At 74.1% G+C, this 21357-nt stretch carries 21 protein-coding genes; 13 read left to right on the top strand and 8 right to left on the bottom strand.

What is annotated here, in order from left to right:
* The first annotated feature begins 114 nt into the window (after positions 1-114).
* From ACF1AG_RS07005 to ACF1AG_RS06995, 3 genes are all read left to right on the top strand, one after another.
* Positions 115-2805 (top strand): LuxR C-terminal-related transcriptional regulator, encoded by a 2691-nt coding sequence (locus ACF1AG_RS07005; RefSeq protein ID WP_391809421.1) that lies wholly within the window; start codon positions 115-117, stop codon positions 2803-2805.
* Positions 2806-2939: 134 nt separating this feature from the next.
* Entirely contained in the window at positions 2940-3371 is a 432-nt protein-coding gene (locus ACF1AG_RS07000; RefSeq protein ID WP_359601344.1) for a hypothetical protein, read from the top strand.
* 121 nt (positions 3372-3492) lie between these two features.
* A complete protein-coding gene (locus tag ACF1AG_RS06995; protein ID WP_391809420.1) occupies positions 3493-3690 on the top strand; it encodes a hypothetical protein in 198 nt (65 codons plus the stop codon).
* Positions 3691-3712: 22 nt separating this feature from the next.
* Here ACF1AG_RS06995 and ACF1AG_RS06990 read toward each other — a convergent pair whose 3' ends face one another.
* Positions 3713-5125, bottom strand: a complete 1413-nt coding sequence (locus ACF1AG_RS06990; protein ID WP_359601345.1) for a DUF2252 domain-containing protein — start codon at positions 5123-5125, stop codon at positions 3713-3715.
* 179 nt (positions 5126-5304) lie between these two features.
* Here ACF1AG_RS06990 and ACF1AG_RS06985 point away from each other — a divergent pair, with 179 nt between their 5' ends.
* The 4 genes from ACF1AG_RS06985 to ACF1AG_RS06970 all read left to right on the top strand — a co-directional run bounded on the left by ACF1AG_RS06985 (position 5305) and on the right by ACF1AG_RS06970 (position 8046).
* Positions 5305-5742 carry an SHOCT domain-containing protein gene (locus ACF1AG_RS06985; protein ID WP_359601346.1) on the top strand — a complete coding sequence of 146 codons (438 nt, stop codon included), beginning with the start codon at positions 5305-5307 and terminating at the stop codon, positions 5740-5742.
* Between the two features lie 87 nt (positions 5743-5829).
* Positions 5830-6252 carry a hypothetical protein gene (locus ACF1AG_RS06980; protein ID WP_359601347.1) on the top strand — a complete coding sequence of 141 codons (423 nt, stop codon included), beginning with the start codon at positions 5830-5832 and terminating at the stop codon, positions 6250-6252.
* A gap of 130 nt (positions 6253-6382) precedes the next feature.
* Positions 6383-7210 carry a class II glutamine amidotransferase gene (locus ACF1AG_RS06975; RefSeq protein WP_359601348.1) on the top strand — a complete coding sequence of 276 codons (828 nt, stop codon included), beginning with the start codon at positions 6383-6385 and terminating at the stop codon, positions 7208-7210.
* 53 nt (positions 7211-7263) lie between these two features.
* Complete coding sequence (locus tag ACF1AG_RS06970) at positions 7264-8046, top strand: isocitrate lyase/phosphoenolpyruvate mutase family protein (RefSeq protein WP_391809419.1); 783 nt, start codon at positions 7264-7266, stop codon at positions 8044-8046.
* 14 nt (positions 8047-8060) lie between these two features.
* On the opposite strand, the gene ACF1AG_RS06965 is transcribed toward ACF1AG_RS06970, so the two are convergent.
* Entirely contained in the window at positions 8061-8639 is a 579-nt protein-coding gene (locus ACF1AG_RS06965) for a TetR/AcrR family transcriptional regulator (RefSeq protein WP_391809527.1), read from the bottom strand.
* Between the two features lie 264 nt (positions 8640-8903).
* Here ACF1AG_RS06965 and ACF1AG_RS06960 point away from each other — a divergent pair, with 264 nt between their 5' ends.
* Positions 8904-10634 (top strand): PHP domain-containing protein, encoded by a 1731-nt coding sequence (locus ACF1AG_RS06960; protein WP_391809418.1) that lies wholly within the window; start codon positions 8904-8906, stop codon positions 10632-10634.
* A gap of 58 nt (positions 10635-10692) precedes the next feature.
* Here the strand turns inward: ACF1AG_RS06960 and ACF1AG_RS06955 are convergent, their stop codons facing one another.
* Entirely contained in the window at positions 10693-11997 is a 1305-nt protein-coding gene (locus ACF1AG_RS06955) for an FAD-binding protein (RefSeq protein ID WP_359601351.1), read from the bottom strand.
* Between the two features lie 155 nt (positions 11998-12152).
* Between ACF1AG_RS06955 and ACF1AG_RS06950 the strand changes: the two genes are divergently transcribed.
* Together ACF1AG_RS06950 and ACF1AG_RS06945 are read left to right on the top strand one after the other, a co-directional pair.
* Complete coding sequence (locus ACF1AG_RS06950) at positions 12153-13475, top strand: radical SAM protein (RefSeq protein WP_359601352.1); 1323 nt, start codon at positions 12153-12155, stop codon at positions 13473-13475.
* Positions 13476-13714: 239 nt separating this feature from the next.
* On the top strand, positions 13715-15226 hold the full coding sequence (locus ACF1AG_RS06945; protein ID WP_391809417.1) for a cellulose binding domain-containing protein: 1512 nt from the start codon (positions 13715-13717) through the stop codon (positions 15224-15226).
* A 226-nt stretch (positions 15227-15452) separates the two neighbouring features.
* Here the strand turns inward: ACF1AG_RS06945 and ACF1AG_RS06940 are convergent, their stop codons facing one another.
* Complete coding sequence (locus ACF1AG_RS06940) at positions 15453-16031, bottom strand: TetR/AcrR family transcriptional regulator (protein WP_391809416.1); 579 nt, start codon at positions 16029-16031, stop codon at positions 15453-15455.
* A gap of 88 nt (positions 16032-16119) precedes the next feature.
* Between ACF1AG_RS06940 and ACF1AG_RS06935 the strand changes: the two genes are divergently transcribed.
* Together ACF1AG_RS06935 and ACF1AG_RS06930 are read left to right on the top strand one after the other, a co-directional pair.
* A complete protein-coding gene (locus ACF1AG_RS06935) occupies positions 16120-16572 on the top strand; it encodes a DUF1772 domain-containing protein (RefSeq protein ID WP_359601355.1) in 453 nt (150 codons plus the stop codon).
* A gap of 7 nt (positions 16573-16579) precedes the next feature.
* A complete protein-coding gene (locus ACF1AG_RS06930; protein ID WP_391809415.1) occupies positions 16580-16726 on the top strand; it encodes a hypothetical protein in 147 nt (48 codons plus the stop codon).
* 42 nt (positions 16727-16768) lie between these two features.
* Here ACF1AG_RS06930 and ACF1AG_RS06925 read toward each other — a convergent pair whose 3' ends face one another.
* The 3 genes from ACF1AG_RS06925 to ACF1AG_RS06915 are packed head-to-tail and all read right to left on the bottom strand — an operon-like array spanning position 16769 to position 18512.
* Positions 16769-17707, bottom strand: a complete 939-nt coding sequence (locus ACF1AG_RS06925; RefSeq protein ID WP_391809414.1) for an NUDIX domain-containing protein — start codon at positions 17705-17707, stop codon at positions 16769-16771.
* On the bottom strand, positions 17707-18381 hold the full coding sequence (locus ACF1AG_RS06920) for a restriction endonuclease (protein WP_391809413.1): 675 nt from the start codon (positions 18379-18381) through the stop codon (positions 17707-17709). The genes ACF1AG_RS06925 and ACF1AG_RS06920 overlap by 1 nt, the downstream gene beginning before the upstream one ends.
* The gene (locus ACF1AG_RS06915) at positions 18378-18512 is read right to left on the bottom strand and encodes a hypothetical protein (protein ID WP_359601359.1); all 135 of its coding nucleotides are present in this window, start codon (positions 18510-18512) and stop codon (positions 18378-18380) included. The genes ACF1AG_RS06920 and ACF1AG_RS06915 overlap by 4 nt, the downstream gene beginning before the upstream one ends.
* Before the next feature lie 767 nt (positions 18513-19279).
* Here ACF1AG_RS06915 and rsgA point away from each other — a divergent pair.
* On the top strand, positions 19280-20281 hold the full coding sequence (gene rsgA / locus ACF1AG_RS06910; RefSeq protein ID WP_391809526.1) for a ribosome small subunit-dependent GTPase A: 1002 nt from the start codon (positions 19280-19282) through the stop codon (positions 20279-20281).
* A 68-nt stretch (positions 20282-20349) separates the two neighbouring features.
* Here the strand turns inward: rsgA and ACF1AG_RS06905 are convergent, their stop codons facing one another.
* A complete protein-coding gene (locus ACF1AG_RS06905) occupies positions 20350-21354 on the bottom strand; it encodes a HEAT repeat domain-containing protein (RefSeq protein WP_359749457.1) in 1005 nt (334 codons plus the stop codon).
* Positions 21355-21357: the final 3 nt, after the last annotated feature.

Genomic DNA, 21357 nt, shown 5'->3' with positions numbered 1-21357 from the left:
CCCGGGGCCCGGCGCGCCCCCCGGTCCGGCTGCTGGGATGCTGGAAGCGAACGCGGCGCGACAAGGGCGGTGAGTGCCGTGACATCCGCACATCAAGGCGACGGCCCCCCGGCCGTGGAGCATGACGCGGGGCCGCACGAGCCGCAGACGGGCTCCCACGACCCGCAGACGGGCCCTCACGACCCGCAGACCGGGCCCCACGACCCCCACGGCGACCCGTTCCTGCGCACCCGCCTCGCCGTCCCCGCGCCGCCGGACACGTTCCTGCGCAGGGAGCGGCTGGCCGGGCACCTCGACGGCGCCCTGCGCACCCCTCTGACCATGGTGAACGGCTCCGCCGGCGCCGGGAAGACGCTGCTGGTCGCGGACTGGGTGGCCGGCCACCCCGAACTGCCCGTCGCCTGGCTCACCACCGACACCGACGGACAGGGCGCCGGCATGTTCTGGGCGTACCTCCTCCAGGCGCTGCGCACCTGCGGCGTGCCGCTGCCCGGGGACATCGCCTCCCCGGCCGACGCGAACCGGGTGGGCGACGCCCTGCCGACCCGGCTCGCCGCTCTCCTCGGCGGACGGGACCGGCCGGTGATCCTGGTCCTGGACGAGTTCGACCGGGTCACCGCCCCGGAGATCGCCGCCCAGCTCGACTTCCTGCTGCGCCACTCCGCACAGGGGCTGCGGCTGGTCCTCGTCACCCGCACCGAGCCGCTGCTGCCCCTGCACCGCTACCGGGCCGCGGGCGAACTGACCGAGATCCGCGACGCGGAGCTCGCCTTCACACCCGGCGAGACGGCCCGGCTGATGGAGGCGCACGGCCTGCGACTGTCCCCGGCCGCGGTGCGCGGGGTCGTGGAGCGGACCCGGGGGTGGGCCGCCGGACTGCGGCTGTGCGCGCTGGCGGCCGAGCAGGCCCCGGACCCGGAGCTCTGCCTCAAGGAGTTCGAGGCCGACCGCAGCGCCGTCGCCGACTTCCTGCTGGCCGAGGTGCTCAAACGGCAGGACGACGGGACGCAGGAGCTGCTGCTGCGGGTCAGCGTCCTCGAGCGGTTCGGACCGAGGCTGGCCAACGCGGTCACGGGCCGCGCCGACGCCGAGGCCGTGCTGGCCCGTCTGCACCGCGGCAACGCCTTCGTCCAGCACGTCGGCCACGGCGTGTACCGGCTGCACCCCCTGTTCGCGGAGATCCTCCGCGCCCACCTGCGGATGCGCCGCCCGGGACTGGAGCCCGAGCTGCACCGGAGGGCCGCCGTCTGCCTCCGTACGGCCGGGGCGCTCCCGGCGGCGCTGGGACACGGCGCCGCCGCCGACGACTGGGAGTTCACCGCCTCCGCGCTGGTCGACGACCTCGCCCTCGGCCAGTTCTTCACCGGCCCCCGCGCGGACATCCTCGACGCGCTGTTCTCCCGCATGGGGCCGCGGGGCGGCGACGGACCCGCGCCGGAAATCGTCCGCGCCGCCGCCCGGCTCTCCCGCGGCGACCTCGCCGGCGGCGCCGTACGGCTGCGGCGGGCACGGGAGCGGACGGGGCGGTACGACGGCCCGGCGGACGGGACGGACACGGCGGCCGTCCGGATGGGCTGCGCCCTCCTGGACGCCCTCGTCGCCCGGCTGTCCGGCGCGCCCGGCCGCGCCGAGGACGCCGTACGCGAGGCCGAGGCGCTGCGGGAACTCCTCCCCGCCGAACTGCTGGACCGCCACCCGGAGTTCTTCGCCCTGCTGCTGGACCACCTGGGGTCCGCCCGGCTGTGGGCCGGGGACTTCGCGGGGGCGCGGACCGCGCTGACCCGGGCGGCGGCGACCGGCCCCGGCGCCCCGGCCACCGCCCTGCCCCGTGAGGACGCGCTGGCACGGCTCGCCCTCCTCGACGTCCTGCACGGCCGGCCCGGCCGGGCCGAACGCACGGCACGCGCGGCCCTCGCGGAGACGGAACGGTCCGGGATCGCCCCGCCCGCGTCCTCCGGCGTGGAACGCGTCGTCCTCGCCGCCGTGGCCGTGGAACGCGAGGAACTGGCGCAGGCGCGGGAGCTGCTCGACACGGCGGGGGAGTCGCACCCCGCGCTGCGGGACCCCGTCCTCGAGGCCGGGCGCGCCCTGGTCGCCGCACGTCTGCACCTGGCGAACGGCGAGCCCGGCGCGGCGTGGAAGGCGGTCGGGACCGGGGTGCCGGCCGACACCGTCTCGCCGTGGGCCCGGGGCGAGACGGCCCTGGTCGCGGCGGCGGTCGACCTCGCCGAGGGCCGGCCGCAGGACGCCGTCGCGCTGCTGCCCGAGGTGCCCCGCGACCAGCCCGCCTGCGCGGTGGGCGCGGCGCGGGTGCTGCTGGCCGCCGGACGGCCCGAGGCGGCCGTACGGCTCCTCGACCGGGCGGCCGTCGACGAGCACGCGGGCCCCGCCGTGACCGTACGGGCCGCGCTGGTACGGGCCCGGGCCGCCGACCGGGCGGGGGACGCCGCCTCGGCCCGCCGCCTGGTCGCGCACGCGGTGACGGAAGCACACCGGGAGGGCCTGCGCCGGGCCCTCGCCGAGGCGGGCTCCTGGATCCGCCCCTACCTGCCCCCCGGCCCACGCCACCGCCCCGCCCCTCCCCGCCCCACCGGGAGCCCGGCCCCGCCCGTCGAGGAACTGAGCGGCCGCGAACGGGACGTGCTGCGCAGACTCGCCCTGGCGATGTCCACGGAGGAGATCGCCGCCGACCTGTACGTCTCGGTGAACACGGTGAAGACGCACCTGAAGAACGCCTACCGGAAACTGTCGGTCGGCCGCCGCAGCGAGGCGGTCCGCCGGGCCCGCGAAGCGGGCCTGCTGTGAGGCGGCGCAGCCCGGCGAGGGCATCGCAGGAACCACACCCACCGCACCCCGCGCGCACCCCGCCGGCACCGGCCAAGGACCCCTCCGCCGCCCCCCGTGCGCACGCCGACCACACCGGTGGCGTCTACGGATCCATGCTCGCCGCCTCCGTCATCGTCGGCGCCGGCACCTTCGGATCCTTCCCCCGGCTGGAACTCGTGCTCCTGCTCCTGCTCACCGGCGTGGTGTTCTGGATCGCCCATGTGCACGCCCACCTGTTCGGGGCGCGGCTGGCGCAGCGTCCGCCGGACCTCGCCGTCGTCCGGCGGGTGTGCCGGGAGGAATGGACGATCGTCAAGGCCGCGGTGCCCCCGGCGGTGGCCGTGGGCGTCGGGCCCGTACTCGGCCTGGACGTGCAGGGTGGCCAGTGGCTCGCGCTGTCCGTCGCCGTGACGGGACAGGTGGGCTGGTCCGTGGCCGCGGCCCGGCAGGCGGGCGCGCCGGGGCGGCTGCTGGTGATGTCGGCGCTGGTCAACCTCGTCCTGGGACTGGTCATCCTGGCGAGCAAGCTGTGGCTGAAACACTGAGCGCCCCCGCACCGGGTCCCGTCTCACCTGCCCTGGGTGAGCCGCGTCGGTGGCGGGGGACGGACCATCGGATGGGGGGCGGGCGTGTCGCCCGGTCCAGGCGCCACCCGGGGAGCGGCTCATGCGCTACGAGATCCGCGTCGAGGGGCAGCTCTCGGAACCCCTGGTCCGCATGTTCCCGGAGCTGGACCACGTGACGATGTCCGGGCAGACCCTGCTGTTCGGGCAGGTGGTCGACGAAGCACACCTCTACGGGCTGCTGGCCCGCTGCCAGTCCCTGGGCCTGCGGATCCTCGAGCTGCGCCAGGCGCCCCGGTGAGCACCGGCAGGGACGCCGACGCTCAGGGATGGCCCTCGGCCCGCACCCGGCCGGCCCGCACCGCCCCGCCCAGCGCCGCGAAGTCGCGTTCGTTGCGGTCGGCGTAGTCCTGCCCGAACGCCGCCAGCGCCCGGTCGAAGCGGTCGCCGCGCCCCAGGTAGGCGGCGACGGCGACCGGGTCGCCGGACCGCGCGTGGGCCCGTGCCAGGCTCGCCCCGCACAGGCGCGCGAACTGGCGCAGCAGACCGGGGTCCATCGTCTCGGGCCGGGCGATGCCCTTCCAGTCGCGCAGCTGCCGTACGTAGAAGTCGCGGGGGCGGCCGTCGAGGCCGGTCGCGTGGGTCCAGCCGAGCAGGATGTCGCTGGTCGTCTGGATCAGCCGCTGCCCCTCCACGACCCGCCGGCCCTGGTTGTCGGGCTCCTCGGCGTCCGTGTACGGGGCGAGCACCGATGCCTGCGCCTCCTTGGCCTGGAGCAGCAGCGGATCGTCGTCGTCCCGGCCGAGCAGCAGCACGATCCAGCAGCGGGTGCCGACGCTGCCGACGCCCACCACCTTCCGGGCCACGTCGACCAGGCGGTAGCGGCTCAGAAGATGCCGGCGGTCCGACGCCAGCGACCGCGCGTAGCCGTCCAGCACCGCCCTCAGACCCCGCTCCTCGGCCGACGAACCGTCCAGCAGGTCCCGCAGCGGGGTGATCAGCGGCGGGTCCGCCTCGATGCGCCGCCCTTCGGGCGTGGCCCGGGTGAGCTTCGCGTAAGCCTGGAGGTGGGTGCGGTTGCGCGCCTTGCGGGCCGCCTCGTCGGTACGCCGCCGGGCCTCCGCGTTCAGGGCGGAGGCCAGCTCGCGCAGCCGGTCCGCGTCGTCCTGGGCGTACCAGACGTCCAGCGCGCGCATCCCGGCGAACTCCCGCATGCGCAGCCGGTACGCGGCCACGCAGGCCCGCACCGTGTCGCTCTGCTCCCCGACGGTGAAGCCGTTGGCCCGCCCGGCGACGGCGAAGCTGGCGGCGAGCCGCTTGACGTCCCATTCGAAGGGGCCGGTGTGCGTCTCGTCGAAGTCGTTGATGTCGAAGACGAGGTGCCGCTCGGGGGAGGCCAGCAGCCGGAAGTTCAGCAGGTGCGCGTCCCCGCAGAGCTGCACGGTGAGCCCGGTGTCCGGCAGCGGGGCGAGGTCCGCCGCCATGATCGCGGCGGCGCCCCGGTAGAAGCGGAAAGGCGACTCCAGCATCCGCCCGTAGCGGACCGGCACCAGCTCGGGCAGCCGGGCCGCGGACTGCCGTTCCAGTACGTCCACGGGGTCCGGCCGCTCCCGCGCCGGCGTGAATCCGGCGTGGGACGAGCGGGGCGCCCGCTCCCGCGCCCGCCTGCCGTACGAGGCCCGCGCGGCCGGGGAGGGGGAGGCCGCCCGCGCGTCGAACAGGTCCGGTGCCGCCATCGCCGTCCTCCCGTCGCGCACGGACACGACTCCACACGTCCATCCCACCCCGTGCGCCCCGTCCGCCGGATCACCCGCGCCGGGTGAGGCGACCGGGACGCCGCACGGAGCAAGCTGAGTTCGGCACGACGCGTCGGAGCGCCACCGGCGGGCGCACAGGGCCCGCGAGCCAGGAGGAGATGACCGGCATGACGTATCTCGCGTACGACTACCCGCTGCTCAGCGCACTGCTGACGATGCTGGTGTTCTTCCTGTGGATCATGTGGTTCATCCTGCTCTTCCGGGTGATCGTCGACATCGTGCGCGACGACTCCCTCAGCGGCTGGGCCAAGACGGGCTGGATGGTCTTCACGATCGTCCTGCCGTTCCTGGGCGTCTTCGTCTACGTGATCGCGCGCGGTCGGAACATGGGCAGCCGTGAGCTGGCCCAGGCGCGCGCCCAGCAGGAGGCGCTCGACAGCTACATCAGGGAGACGGCCAAGGGGGCCGGGGGGCGGAGCGGCAGCGTGGACGAACTGGCCAGGCTCTCCGAGATCAAGGCGCGCGGGGACATCTCGGAGGACGAGTTCCGCAGGGCCAAGGAGCTGGTCCTGAGCGGTCACGGGGACCGCTCCTGAGCGGGACGGGACCGGGAACCGCCGCCCGTCGGCACGAGGGACACCGTCCGCCTCAGCGCGGATACGACACGGAACCGAGGCACAGCGATGACAGCCACACATCCGACACACGGGGCGCCCGCGCCGTCGGCGAAGCGCGAGTGGGCGGGCGGCCTGACCGTCTTCGCCGCCGTCACGCTGATGCTCGTGGGGGTGCTGGACATCTTCCGCGGGATCATGGGCATCGCCGAGGACGACGTCTTCGTGACGACACAGAACTACGTCTTCAAGTTCGACCTGACGGCCTGGGGCTGGACGCACCTCGTGCTCGGCGCGATCGCGGTGCTCGTCGGCCTCGGACTGGGCCGCGGCGCCCTGTGGGCCCGCATCTCCGGCGTGGTGATCGCCGGCCTCGTCGTCATCGCGAACTTCCTGTCCCTGCCGTACTACCCGGTCTGGTCCGTGGTGATGATCGCCTTCTCCGGGTTCGTCATCTGGGCGCTGTGCGTGGGCGGCCGCTCCCGCACCTGACGCGTCACGCGTCCCCCGCGGCGCGATGGGTACCCGGTGGTGCGTGCGGTGTCCCGGGCGGGCGACGGCCCTTCGGCTCACGCCCGCCGGGGCGTACGCGGCTCCCGTCCTGACCGGGAAGGCGGTGGACATGTGCCGTTGGCTCGCCTATTCGGGCACGCCGATCCTGCTCGAGAACCTGCTCTACCGGCCGGTCCACTCCCTGATCGACCAGAGCCTGCACGCCCGGATGGGTGTGGAGACCACCAACGGCGACGGCTTCGGCATCGGCTGGTACATGCCGGACAGGGACAGCCCCGCCGTGGTCAGGGACATCGGCCCCGCCTGGAGCGACCGCAACCTGCGGGAGATCGCCGGGCACGTCGTCTCCCCGCTGTTCTTCGCCCATATCCGCGCCTCCACCGGTACGGCGGTGCAGCAGACCAACTGCCACCCCTTCCGGTACGGCCGCTGGATGTGGATGCACAACGGGGCCATCGACGGCTTCCCCCTGCTGCGGCGTGACCTCGCCCTGGCCGTCCGCCCGGACCTCTTCCCGTACCTCGAGGGGTCCACGGACTCCGAGATGATGTTCTACCTGGCGCTCACCTTCGGCCTGGAGGACGACCCGCGCGGCGCCGTCGCCCGCATGGCCGGCCTGGTCGAGCGCACCGGCCGCGAGCACGGCGTCGAGCATCCGATGCAGATGACCGTCGCGGTCACCGACGGCGTACGGCTGTGGTCCTTCCGCTACTCCACCGAGCGCCGGTCACGGTCCCTCTTCTACAGCACCCGCGTCGAGACGCTGAAGTCCCTCCACCCGGACGTGGCGTTCCTGCGGGACATAGCGGACGACGCCCGCCTCATCGTCTCCGAACCCCTCGGGGACCTGCCCGGCGCCTGGAACGCTGTCCCGGAGAGCTCGTACGGGGTGGTCCAGCCGGAGGGGGACGAGATGCACACGTTCGCGCCGGAGTGAGTCCCGGGATCGTTCGGCGGGAGCCGAAGCGTCCCGGGCCTAGCGTGGCCCGCATGACCGGAATTCACGCCGCCGCCGGCTCCGCCGAGACCTTCGCCGCGCTCCACCGCCAGGACCGACCCCTGCTGCTGCCCAACGCCTGGGACCACGCGTCGGCGGCCCTTCTCCACACCCACGGCTTTCCTGCCGTCGGCACGACCAGCCTGGGCGTCGCCGCGGCGGCCGGTCTGTCCGACGGGGTCCGGGCCGCCCGCGAGGAGACCCTGCAACTCGCCGCCACCCTGGGCGCACTGCCCTGCCTGCTCTCCGTCGACGCGGAGGACGGTTTCAGCGACGATCCCGGCGAAGTGGGCGCCTTCGCGGCAGAGTTGCAGGCACGGGGCGCGGTCGGGATCAACCTCGAGGACGGGCTCGGACCGGTCGACCGGCACGTGGCGAAGATCCGGGCTGTGCGCGCCGCCGCGCCCGGTCTCTTCGTCAACGCCCGGACGGACACCTACTGGCTCGGCGACGGCGACGGGACGAGTGGGCGCGCGCGGGCCTACCGGGACGCCGGTGCGGACGGGGTCTTCGTGCCGGGGCTGACGGACCCCGGCGTGATCGCCGCTCTCGTGCGTGACCTGGAGGGGTGCCCTCTCAACGTCCTGTACGTGCCCGGGGGTCCGTACCTCGCCCGGCTCGGCGACCTCGGCGTGCGGCGCGTCAGTCTCGGTTCGCTGCCGTACCGGAGGGCGCTCGGCGCGGCGCTGGACGCGGTGATGGCGGTGCGGGAAGGGCGGGACGCGGGGGAGGGCACGGTGCCGTCGTACCGGGAGGTGCAGGAACTCGCCGGCTGAAGCACCCGGTGGGGTCAAGACGCGGCTCTGCGGGGCCAGTTCAGCAAGGTCAGGTGCAGCGCGTCGATCATCCGGTCCCACGACGCCTCCAGGTCGCGCGGGGCGCCGAACGCGCCGGCCGACTCCAGGGCGCAGTAACCGTGGAAGGAACTGCGCAACAGCCGTACCGCGTGGGTGAGATCGGGTTCCTCCAGACCGTACGCGCGGAGCAGCCCGTAGGTGACCTCGGCGGTGCGGCGCAGCGCGGGGGAGTCCGTCACCGCGGCCTCGTCCAGACGGATCTGGGTGGCGGCGTACCGCCCGGGGTGGGTGAGGGCGTAGTCCCGGTACGCGCCGGCGAACGCGGCCAGCGCCTCCTTGCCGGTGCGGCCCTCGACCGCCGCCGCGATCCGGTCGATCATCTCGCCGCCCGCCAGCAGCGCCATGCGGATGCGCAGGTCCCGCAGCCCGCGCACGTGCGTGTACAGGCTCGCGTCCTTGACGTTGAAACGCCGGGCCAGCGCGGACAGGGTGACGTTCTCGTACCCGGCCTCGTCGGCGAGGTCGGCGGCGGCCGCGACGAGGCGGTCGGCGGTGAGTCCGGCGCGGGGGATGTGTGCCTCCGGCTGTCGGGCGGGCGGGTTTCGGACAGGTGAATGTAGCCGACGAGGCGGGTGGGTTGCAGGGCACCTGCCGGTGGGTAGTGGTTGCTCGCGCGGGTCCCCGCGCCCCCGAGGGGCGCGCGGAACCACGCGAACGGCCCTCGCCGGCCCGCAGCCGTCGTGTCGGTGGCATGCGCCGGTCACTCCATGGAGGACCGTGGTTCACACGCCGCCCGAATGCTCCACTGCGGCGCAGTTCGAGACGAGGAGGCAGTCTTGGGGCACGGGCACGGGCACGGGCACGGGCACGCACACGGACCGCACCACCACGACCACGACCACGGGCCCGACGCGGCGGCGCCCCTGCCCGCCGCCTTCGACACCTCCGTGCCCGACGAGGCACTGGATCCCGCGCAGGCGTCCCGCCGCGCCCTGTTACGCAGGGCGGGCCTGCTGGGCGCGGGCCTCGCCGCGGGCACCGTGCTGTCCGGCAGCGCGGCCGCGGCCTCACCCCCCGCGGCCTCACCCCCAGCGGGCGGCCGCAGAGGCCCCGGCGACCTCCTGTGGCTCGCCGGAGACCACCACATCCACACCCACTACAGCAGCGACGGCAAGTACCGCGTGGTCGACCAGGTCCGGCAGGGCGCCCGGCACGGCCTGGACTGGCTGGTCATCACCGACCACGGCAGCGCGACGCACGCGAGGATCGGCGTCGAGAAGGTCAACCCGGACATCAGACAGGCGCGCGCCGCCCACCGGGACACGCTCGTCTTCCAGGGCCTGGAGTGGAACGTCCCGGCCGCCGACCACGGCACCGTGTTCGTCCACCCCGGACGCAACGAGGTCGCCGTGCTCAAGCAGTTCGAGACCGACTACGACGGCATCGTCAACGGCGCGGGCGGCTCCGGCCCCGCCAACGAGGCCCTCGCCGTCGCCGGCCTCCGGTTCCTCGCCGAACAGGTGCGCCGCCGCACGGTGGACGACGCGCTGATGCTCGCCCACCACCCCTCCCGCAAGGGCATCGACTCCCCGCACGAGATCCGCGCCTGGCGCGACGCCACCGGACCCGACCGGCCGATCGCCGTCGGCTTCGAGGGCGCCCCCGGCCACCAGGCCGCCGGACTGCCCGCCCCGCTCGGCCCGGGCCTCTACCGCGGGTACTACAACGGCGGCCCCGGCGCGGACTCCTTTCCCGGCTACCCGCCGGAGAGCTACCGCACCTGGGGCGGCTTCGACTGGATGACCGCCACCGTCGGCGGCCTGTGGGACAGCCTCCTCGCCGAGGGCCGCCCCTGGTGGATCACCGCCAACTCCGACTCCCACCACGTGTACGCCGACACCACCGCCCGCGGTCCCGGCGACTTCGCCACCGACGGCCGGCACGGCGACCCCGTGTACGCCGGGAAGATCGACACCAAGGCGGTCGACTACTGGCCCGGCCAGTACAGCCGCACCCATGTCGGCGCCGACGGCTTCTCCTACGCGGCCGTCATGGACGGCATCCGCGCCGGCCGTATCTGGGTCGACCACGGGCAGCTCATCTCCGGCCTCGACGTCCGCGTCTCCGGCGGCGGCAGCTGGACCACCCTCGGCGGCGCCCTGCACGTCCGCAAGGGTACGAAGGTCACGCTGACCGCCGACGTGGCGCTCGCCGGCGACGCCAACTGGGCCGGGTTCAGGCCCCGACTGGCCCGCGTGGACGTCATCCAGGGCGACGTCACCGGCCCGGCCTCCGACCGGGACGCGTTCACCGCGCCGACGGCGGCGGTCGTCCGGTCGTACGACATCGGGAAGTCCACGGGCGGCGTACGGCTCACCTACGACCTCGGCCCGGTCGACCGCCCGCTGTACGTCCGGCTGCGCGGCACCGACGGCAACCGCTCCGCCGTCGGCGTCATGGGCGCCGAGGTCGACCCGGCGGGCCCCGCCCAGGACGTCATGGGCGACGCCGATCCGTGGCTCGACCTGTGGTTCTACTCGAATCCGGTGTGGGTGCTGCCGTCGTGACGGCGCACGTGCTCACCGTGGACGCGGGCGCGCCGTACCCGGCACCCCGCCGGGCCGGTCACTGAGACCTCCGTGTGCGCGGGCCCGCCGTGACCCGACCCGCGCCCGGTCGGTCCCCCAGCACCTCCCGCACGAACGCGTTTCCGAACACGCCCTCCGGGTCCAGCTCGTGGACCAGGGCGCGGAAGTCGTGGAGGCGCGGGTAGCGGGCGTGCAGTTCGGCCGGCGGGGCGGTGAACACCTTGCCCCAGTGGGGGCGCGGCGCGAACGGCGCGAGAGCCTCCTCCACCCGCCGCACCACCGGCAGGACCGTGGCGGTGTCCTCGATCCAGGTGAAGTGCAGGGCCACCGTGTCCCGGCCGTAGGACGGGCTCATCCACTGGTCGTCGGCGGCGACCGTGCGCACCTCGCAGGTCTGCAGCACCGGCGCGACCGTCTCCCGGATGCCGTCCAGGGCGCGCAGCGCGTCCACGGCGGCCTCCCGCGGCAGCAGGTACTCCGACTGGAGTTCCGCGCCGCTGCTCGGGGTGAACTCCGCCCGGAAGTGCGGCAGCCGCTCGTGCCAGGGGCCCGGCGCCCCGAACTGCTCGGTGCAGTTCACCCCGGGCATCCCCGGCACCGGGTGCATCTTCTCCGTGGCGGGCGCCGCCCACGGGAAGTCGGTGCGCGGCCGGTCGGCGCGGTGCTTCACCCACACCTGCCGGAAGCCGGGCTCCCGCCAGTCGGTGAACAGGCTCACGCTGTAGGCGGCCGACATCACCGCCTCGAACGTGCCCGCGTCCAGCACGTCGAGCGGCAGCTCGGTGAAGACCCGCTGCTCCACCTCGTACGCCGGCTCCAGGTCCAGGGTGAGCGCCGTGACCACCCCCAGCGCGCCCAGCGCGGTGACCGCGCCGCCGAACCGCTCGTCGCCGCGCTCCAGGGTGAGCACCGAGCCGTCCGCCGTGACCAGTTCCACCGCGCGCACGGACGACGCGAGCGGGCCGTTGCCGACGCCCGAGCCGTGCGTGCCGGTGGCGACCGACCCTGCCACCGAGATGTGGGGGAGCGACGCCATGTTCGCCAGCGCGAGACCGTGCCGGTGCACCTCGCGGGCCAGCTCCGCGTACCGCACCCCGCCGCCGACCCGTACCGTGCGCGCCCCGGCGTCCACCTCGGTCAGCGGGGGCATGGCGGCCAGGGACACGAGGACGCCGTCCTCGCCGGCGTCGGCGATCTCGTTGAAGGAGTGGCCGCTGCCCAGCACCCGTACCCGCGAGGCGTCCGCGACCAGGGCGCGCAGCGCGTCCGTCGTGTGCGGACGGTGCAGTTCCTTGGCGGCGTACGTGATGTTGCCCGCCCAGTTGGTCACGCTCTCGGTCATCCCTCGTCCTTCCCGCCTGCGGACCCGTGACATGGGCCACGACGGAACCTACCTCGGGAGTGACCCGTGCCATGTGGGGGGACCCGCCGCCCCGGACGTCCGGCCGGGGGCATACCGTGAGGAGTCGTACGTCGGCACCGGGAGGAGAACACGCGATGGGCAGCCGTACCGCGCTGGTCGAGGATCTGATGGAGCGGTTCCCGCACGTTCCGCGCGAGGCCGTCTTCAAGGAGGACCTGCTGCGCGGCGGTGTGGCCTTCGACCCCTCCGCGCTCAGCGACAACGAGAGCGGCGAGGTCAAACCGAAGTCGTACTTCATCTTCTCCTTCGACCACGGCACCCTGCCGGAGCTGGGCGAGGCCGCGCTGCGCCGCCCGCCGGAGGAGATCATCCTCACCGGAGGACCGTACGACCTGCGCCGCACGGTCGTGTCCGTCCGGGTGAACCCGTCGTCCCCGTACCGGGTGGCCGCCGACGAGCACGGCATGCTCGGCCTCTACCTGGACGGCAAGCGGATCTCCGACGTGGGCGTGCCGCCGATGCCGGAGTACTACCGGCACAAGCTGTCCAACGGGAAGTCCGTGATGGAGGTCGCCCCCACCATCCAGTGGGGTTACCTGATCTACCTGACGGTCTTCCGCGTCTGTCAGTACTTCGGCGCCAAGGAGGAGTGCCAGTACTGCGACATCAATCACAACTGGCGCCAGCACAAGGCGGCCGGCCGGCCCTACACCGGTGTGAAGGACGTCGAGGAGGTCCTCGAGGCCCTGGAGATCATCGACAAGTACGACACGGCGAAGGCGTCCACCGCCTATACCCTCACCGGCGGCGCCATCACCAAGACCGTCTCCGGCCGCGACGAGGCCGACTTCTACGGCCACTACGCCAAGGCCATCGAGGAGCGCTTCCCCGGCCGCTGGATCGGCAAGGTCGTCGCCCAGGCGCTGCCCAAGGACGACGTGCAGCGCTTCAAGGACTACGGCGTGCAGATCTACCACCCCAATTACGAGGTGTGGGACGAGTACCTGTTCAAGATGTACTGCCCCGGCAAGGAGCGGTACGTCGGCCGTGACGAGTGGCACCGCCGCATCCTCGACTCCGCGGAGATCTTCGGCGCGCGCAACGTGATCCCGAACTTCGTGGCGGGCGTGGAGATGGCCGAGCCGTTCGGCTTCAAGACGGTCGACGAGGCGATCGCCTCCACGACCGAGGGCCTGCGCTTCTTCATGTCGAAGGGGATCACGCCCCGCTTCACCACCTGGTGCCCGGAGCCGACCACCCCGCTCGGCAAGGCCAACCCGCACGGCGCGCCGCTGGAGTACCACATCCGGCTGCTCCAGGCGTACCGGCAGACGATGGAGGACTTCGGTCTCGCCTCGCCCCCCGGCTACGGCCCGCCCGGACCCGGCCGCGCGGTGTTCTCCGTCAGCTCCTTCATGGACAGCCTCCCCGCGACGGAGCCCGTGGAGACGGCCTGAGGGCCCGCCCGGCGTGAGCCGGGTGTGACAGAAGTGAGCGGGAAAGGCCGGAACCGAGACGTTCCGGCCTTTCGTGCGTATGGTCCCTGCGAGGGGTCGCGGCACCACCACACAAAGTGAAGACAGCGCTTGTCAGTTGTGTCGGAGACGTGCAAAGCTCTCGTCCACTGCCGCGAGGTTCCCTTCAACTCCACCCGCCGGTATGGCGAGTTGACCTCGCTCGTGGATGCAGGAGTCTCATGCCCGACCTGCCGAGCCCTCAGGACGCCGCCGAGGCAGCCCTGTTCTCCGAATGCTGGGACGCGGTGCTCTCCTACGCCGACCTGTGCACGGCGGGTTCGAGCGCCGCCGCGGAACTGGCCCGCGAGGCTTTCGCCGAGGGCATCCGGGAACTGCGCGCCGCCGAGGCGGGAAGCGTGCGCGGGACCGGCCGCCGCTCCTCCCGGCTGCCCCGCATCCCCCTGCTGCTGACCGCCGTGCGCACCACGGCCGCCGCGTGGGAGGAGAAGGAGCGGGGCCACAAGCTCGTCCCCGAGTTGCGGCTGTGGCTCCACTCGGACGAGGCCGCCCGCTACACCGGGCCGCCCCTCGAACGCCCTCTCGCGCTGCGGGGGCTGCGCGACCTCCAGCAGGCCGACGCCGAACTGCTGTGGCTGGCCGAGGCGGAGGCGCTCCCGCTGCCTCTCGTGGCCCGCCGGCTCGGCCTCGACCCGGCCACCGCGGCCGACGAACTCACCCAGGTCGCCCGCCTCTTCCGGGACCGCTGCCACCGCAACCACCTCGACTCCCCGATGGACGCCGAGTGCCGCAGCTACGCCCGGCTGCTGGACGCCGTCACCCGCTCGCCCGCCGCGGAGACTCCCGAGGACCTGTCCCGGCACCTCGCCACCTGCCGCCGGTGCGCGGAGGCGGCGGCCTGCCTGCGGCTGAACACCGGAACCCTGCCCGGCGCGCTGGCCGGCGGTGTCATCGGCTGGGGCGGCCTCGCCTACCTGGAGCGCCGCCGCCGCGCCGCCGAGGCCCGGCTGGGCGGGGGGCACCCGGACGGGCCGGACGCGGACCACGACGACCCTGCGGGCGGACGGGGCCGGAAGGCGCGGGTCGTCCGGCACGGGCCGATGGCCGCGGCGGTCGTCGTCTCGCTGCTGGCCCTCGCGGTGTCGCTCATGCCGTTCGGGGACGGCGGTGACCCGGCGACCCCCGCCGCGGACAACGACCGCGGCGGCCCGGTGGCCGCGCCCGCGCCGTCCCTGCCGCCGGTGGGCACGGCGCCGTCCGGCTCCGCCCGCGCGGAAACGCCGGAACCCTCGACGCCCAGTGCCCCGCCGAGCCGCACCGCCCCGCCCTCCGGCACGGCGGGCCCGGCCCCCGAGCCCGACCCCGAACCACAGGGCACGTCCTCGGGCGCGCCCGCGACGCCGGGCGACGACTCGCCTGCCGCGTGCGTGGTCGACTACGACGTGCTCAACCACTGGCCGGAGGGCTACCAGGCCGCCGTCACCGTGACGACCCGTCATTCCCTGGACGGCTGGCGCGTCGCCTTCAGCGTCCCCGAGGGGCACCGCGTCACCCACATGTGGGACGCGTCGGTGCACCAGACGGGGGGCCGCGTGACGGCCGCGGCGGCCGACTACAACGCCAGGGTCGCGGAGGGCGCCCGACTGTCCTTCGGCTTCCTGACAGCCCGCCAGGGCACGGACACGCAGGCGTACGACTTCGCGTTGAACGGGCGGGTGTGCGAGGTGGCGTGAGACCGAGGTCTCCACGGCAACCTTCCGGCGGGCCCCGGAGGCAGCGCCGTGCCTCGCGTCGTCGTACGTCGGGTGCGGGCTGTCGGGGGCCGGTCGCGCAGTTCCCCGCGCCCCTGAGGGTGCTGCCGGCTGCGGGCAGTCGTGCCGCTTGGGGCGGCACGGGTGGGCGCGGCGGCACCCTGTCAGCGCCGGGCTGCGCGCACACCCCCCGGCCCACCGCAAGGGCTCAGACGACAGCCAGCCGCGCCACCAGCAACGCCACCCGCGCCTCCGCGTCGCCGACCGGCAGCCGCCCCGCCCGCGTCAGCGTCGCCAACCCGTGCAACGACGCCCAGAACACCTCGGTGAACAGCCCCGGCTCGACACCCTCCCCGGCCACATCCCTCAACGTCTCCAACAGCGCCGCGAACCCGTCCTTCAACGCCTCCGGCGTATCGTCCGCCGCGAACGCCAGCCCTCCGTCCAACTGGAACATCGCGTCGTAGACGGCAGGATTCCGCTCGGCGAAGTCCAGATACGCCCGCGCCAGCGCGGTGACCCGCCCCCGCGCCCCCTCCGTCGCCGACGCCGCCGCCCGCAACTCCGCCGCCAGCTCCGCGGCCCCCTGAAGGGCCACGGCCCCGATGATCTCCCGCTTCCCCCGGAAGTGGCTGTACAGCACAGGCTGGCTGTACTCGATCCGCTCGGCGAGCCGCCGGGTCGTGACCGCGTCCCATCCCTGCTCCTCGGCGAGTTCCCGCGCCGTGGCGACGATGAGCCGCTCCCGCTCCGCCCGCTCGCGCTGCTTGCGTTCCTGTACCGACATGCGTCGACCCTAGCATCGCTAGACATCCGAGCATTGACAGGTCTAGCGTTGACCCATCGGCTAGCAATGCTAGATCCAGGGGGATCACATGCTCGGCACACTCGAAGTGGCCACCGTCGTCATCGTCGGCCTGATGGTCGGCGTGGAGTTCTCCGTCGTCTTCGTGATGAACCGCGTCATCGACGCACTCCCGGAGGACAGCGCCCAGCAGGCCCACGCCCACGGCGGCCGCATGCTCGGAGCGGTGATGCCGGTCTGGTACATCGGCTCGCTCGTCCTCGTCGCCGTGTGGGCCGTCGCGGGGCGGCACGACCCCGATCCGGGCACCGGCCTCCTCGTCACCGCAGCCGCCCTGCTCGTCCTCAGCGTGATCATGTCGCTGCTGCTGCTCGTCCCGATCAACAACCGCAACAAGACGTGGACGCCCGAGAACCGCCCCGCCGACTGGAGGGAGCAGCTCGACCGCTGGGCCCGCTACCACTACGGCCGCCTCGCCCTGATCGCCGCGGCCTTCACCCTGCTGGCCACCGCCCGAGGCTGAGACGGAGGTGCCGACGGAATCAGCCCACGGTGAGCGCCTCGACCTGCCGCAGGGTCAGCACGGTCTCTCCATCTCCGGCCGCGCGGCGGGCGCGGCCGCCCGGCCCACGACCGGCACCCGCCAGGCAACGGAGATCCGGCCCGAACGGCGGTGAACACAGGGTCTTCTCCACCGGGTCACCCGTGCGCTGCCGCCGTCACTCCCACCCCGCCTCCGAGTACGGGCGCCCGGCACGCACATGGGCGATGGCCTCACGTGTGTACGGAACGACCCGCTCGGGAAGGGCGGCCGGGTCGAACCAGCGCCACCCGAGACACTTGTCCGGCTCCCTCACCTCCGGCACCCCCGTCCAGGCGCGGGCCCGGAAAACCAGCTGGAGCCGCGGCCACCGGCCCGGTCCGGGCAGCTGATGCAGTGCGTGGACGAACTCGACGTCCCGGGGATCGACACCGAGCCCGGCCTCTTCCTCGGCCTCGCGCACCAGACAGGACACGGCGCTCTCCTGCTCACAGTGCCCGGCGAGGAAATGCCAGGTGTTGGGCGCGAAAACGGCGCTGTGATGCCGCAGACCGAGCAGCACGCGACCGGCCGGGTCCTCGAGGTAGAGGTGCGCCCCCACGAGGTGACGGACAGCTCCTGCGCCGTGGCGGACCGCGCCGCTCGGCGCCGTGGCCCGGCCGGTCGCGTGTGTGCGCACCAGGTCGCGGGTGGTCGGATGCATGCGGAGCCGGTCCATGTCGTCCGGCCGGAACCAACGCAGCATCACTCCCTCCGTGAGCGGCAGCCGCGCGGGGTCGCCGTCCCACTGCCCCACGTAGACCCGCACCGACGCGGGCGCGCTGCCCTCCTCGACCGCTCCGGTGACGGCGAAGGGTTCCAGAGCGGGCAGGTCCAGCCCCGCCTCCTCCCGCAGTTCCCGCCGGACGGTGTCCTCCCAGGACCGGTCTCCCGGCTCCCGTGCACCGCCCAGCAGCGACCAGCACCCGGGCTCGCGGATTCCGGGGATGTCGTCCCGCAGGTGCAGCAGATACTCCCCGCCGCCGTTGTGGATCAGGGCGGAGGCGATTCCTGGTTCCTCGTCCCGGACAGCGACCGTGTCGGCGCAGACACGGGAGGCCGGCTCGGCGGGGCCCATCAGGCGGCCCGGCCCAGGCGGGATGCGCGGGCCGGGAGTTCGAGCAGCTCGTGCAGAGCCACGCCGTTCTCGGCCCAGCGCCTCAGCCGGTCCCTGTCCACCCAGTGCACCCCGTGCCGCTCCCCCCACGCCATCGCGTCCCGCGTGAAGGTCCCGTTGGTGACGACGACCGCGTGGCGGGCCCGGTGGGCGGGTCCGGCGGTGCCCTTCACCTCGTACATGACCCGCACGCCGACCTTTCCGCCGACCGTGGTGTGCTTGGCCTGGACGACGAGCCGTCCGAGCCGCGCGTGCTCGCCCATGACGTCGGCCGCCTGGTCTCCCCGGCCCCCCACGCGGCGCGCCCCCCAGCCGTCGCGGATCAGCAGACTCCTCAGCGCTTCTTCGAAGACCCGGTCGTCCCCGGCGTCCAACTCCGCCAAGGTGACGCGGAGGACGGCCAGTCTCTCCGCCGCCGCCTGCCCCGCGGCGATCGAGCGTGCGGTGTGCCAGGCGGTAGCAGCCCCGGCGAGCACGGCGAGCGCCGGCACCACGGGCCACGCATCCAGCAGCACGGCTGCGGCGTGGACCACCACGCGTACGGCCAGGACGATAACCGCGACCCCGACGACGCAGGCCGACGCGACTTCGACCGTCCCCCTGGGGCGGCGCAGACGCACCCGAGGCCTCCTCATCGGCCGGCCGCCGCGGAGACGCCGGGCGCGGGCACGGACGGCGGGGGCGTGGCGGCGGCGTCGCCGAACCCGAAGACCTGACCCCACAGCCAGACGCCGGCCACCAGACCGGCGACGGCCCAGCCGCTCATGCGCTTGGCGCTGCTCCTTGCGGTGGGCCTGCGGCGGTAGTGAGCACGGACCCGGACGCGTCCCTCAGGTGCTTTCGACACGGACTTCCCCTCCCGAAGTGAACGTGTACGCCTCACCTCCGGGTGTAGCAGCGGGCACCGACACCGAACGGGGGCTCCGGGCGGGGCCGGGGCGTCATCCGGCCAGAGGCGGTCGCAGGGCCGGCCCCGCATCGACACGGCACCCTGCCCCGCATCCCGGAGGAAGCGACGAGCCGCGGGTGCGGTGCGCGGCCCTCACCTGCCGAGACGCGTCCGTCTGGAGCCCTTCGCGCCTCCGCCGTGATTGGCGAGAAGTCGAGGAGCGCGCGCGAGCTCCCCGTACGCGCGAGCGCAGAAGGTGGGCGCCGGTTCGCCACCGGCGCGCCCCGCGGGGCGGGCCGGAAAAATGGTTGGCGGGCCGACTGCGGGCCCTCTAATGTGTGCCGCGTCGGCAAGGCGCCCTTGGGCGCCGTCCGTGACGAGGATCCTGGGAGGTGTGACCGATGACTGTCTCCGTGATGGGCCGTGCCCGCATTCAGTCGTTCGTTTCGTTCACCTCCGTGGTCTCCGGCTGACCTCTCAACTTCTCGCGCGTCCGTGAACGCGCGCCGCCGGGGCCGCCCTTCGAAGGGTTTCCCTTGAAGTTCTCCTCTTCTTCCGACTCCGCCTCCTCGCACTCCCTGGCCCCCTACGGCTGGGACGAGGAGTGGGAGCAGGCTTTCGCTCCGTACGCCGCTCAGGGGCTGGTGCCGGGCCGGGTGGTCCGGGTCGACCGAGGGCTGTGCGACATGGCCACCCCGGACGGGGTGATCCGCGCCGACACCGAGTACGTCGTCCCCCGCGACCCCATGAAGGTCGTCTGCACGGGCGACTGGGCCGCCGTCGACCCCGAGGGCGCCCGCCCCCGTTACGTGCGGACGCTGCTGCCCCGCCGTACCGCGTTCGTGCGGTCCACCTCCTCCAAGCGGTCCGAGGGGCAGATCCTCGCCGCGAACGTCGACCACGCGGTCGTCGCCGTGTCCCTCGCCGTCGAGCTGGACCTCGCCCGTATCGAGCGGTTCCTCGCGCTGGCGTGGGAGTCCGGGGCGCAGCCGGTCGTGGTGCTCACCAAGGCCGACCTCGTACCGGACGCGGCGACCCGCTCGTACCTCGTGCAGGACGTCGGGGCGACCGCGCCCGGCGTGCCCCTCCTCACCGTCAGCGCGCAGGACGGCGAAGGGATCGACGTGCTCGCCGCGATCGTGTCCGGCGGGACCTCGGTGCTGCTCGGACAGTCCGGCGCCGGCAAGTCCACCCTGGCGAACGCCCTCCTCGGCGAGGACGTCATGGACGTCCAGGCCACCCGGGACGCCGACGGCAAGGGCCGGCACACCACCACCACCCGCAACCTGCTCCTGACGCCCGGCGGGGGAGTCCTGATCGACACCCCCGGTCTGCGGGGCGTCGGCCTGTGGGACGCCGGCACCGGTGTCGGCCAGGTGTTCTCCGAGATCCAGGATCTCGCGGAGAACTGCCGGTTCCACGACTGCGCCCACGAGAGCGAACCCGGCTGTGCCGTCCTCGACGCCATCGAGACCGGCCAGCTGCCGCAACGCCGCCTGGACAGCTACCGCAAGCTGCTCCGGGAGAACCAGTACATCGTCGCCAAGACCGACGCCCGCCTCCGCGCCGAGATCCGCAAGGACTGGAAGCGCAAGGGCGCCATCGGCAAGGCCGCCATGGAGGCCAAGCGGGGGCGGATGCGCTGACCTCCCCGCCGCGCAGGCCCCCCGCCCCGCCGGGTGCCCCCGACGGCACCCGGCGGGACGGCTCAGGCTCAGCCCGGCTCCCGCAGCTCCAGCACGTACCGCGCCGTCAGCGCCACCGTCCGGTCCCGGTCCCCGGTCAGGGACTTCAGCGTGTCCGTGGCCGCCGGACCCGGGATCTCGGCCAGCGCCTGCGTCACGCGGCGGCGCGCGGACGGGTCCAGGGCGGCGTCGGCCAGGCGGTCCGACAGCGCCGTCACGACGCGTTCCGCCACCGCCGCGTCGCCCGCGAGCGTCCCCAGCGCGTCCGCCGCGTCGACGTCGTTCGCCTCCTCGACGACCATGCCGACCAGTTCCGGCATCGCCTCCGCCACCCCGCGCGCCCCCAGCTCCAGGGCCGCCGTCCGGCGCACGGACGGGGCCGCGTCCCCGAGCGCCTCCCGCAGCAGCGCCGTCGCCCGCTCGCCCGGGATCTCCGCCAGGCACCGCACCGCCCGCCCCCGCACCTCCGGCAGCGCCGACCCCAGCCCCGCCGCCAGCAGCTCCGGGCCCCGCTCACCCGCCTGCGCCAGCGCCCACCGCAGGGCCCCGGCGACATTGGGGTCCGTCTCGCTCAGCACCGCCTCCACCAGCGCCTCCACCGGCACCGGCGCGGTGTCCACCGACGACAGGGCGGCCCGCTGCCGCATCCCCGCGTCCCCCGACCGCAGATTCCGCAGCAGCGCGACGACCTGGAGGACCTCCTGCCAGTCGGCGGGTTCCGCCGCGTCGATCCGCTGGAGCCGCGTCAGCAGCTCCGTCTCCCGCGCGATGCGCTCCCGCGTCCGCCGCGCCAGGTCCGCGACGAGACCCGACGGGGTGAAGCCGGGGTCGTCCAGGGCGCGGCCCACGTCCCGCAGCGACAACCCCAGCGACCGCAGGCTCTCCACGTGGAAGATCCGCCGGATGTCCTCCTCCGTGTACGCGCGGTACCCGGCCGCCGTACGGCCCGTCGGCCGCACCAGGCCCAGCGACTCGTAGTGCCGCAGCATGCGGGGGCTGACCCCGGACCGCCGCGCCACCTCACCGATCAGCACGCC

It is taken from the genome of Streptomyces sp. NPDC014764, assembly GCF_043082785.1.
Taxonomy (GTDB): domain Bacteria; phylum Actinomycetota; class Actinomycetes; order Streptomycetales; family Streptomycetaceae; genus Streptomyces; species Streptomyces althioticus.
This window is presented reverse-complemented; position numbering and strand designations above follow the sequence as displayed.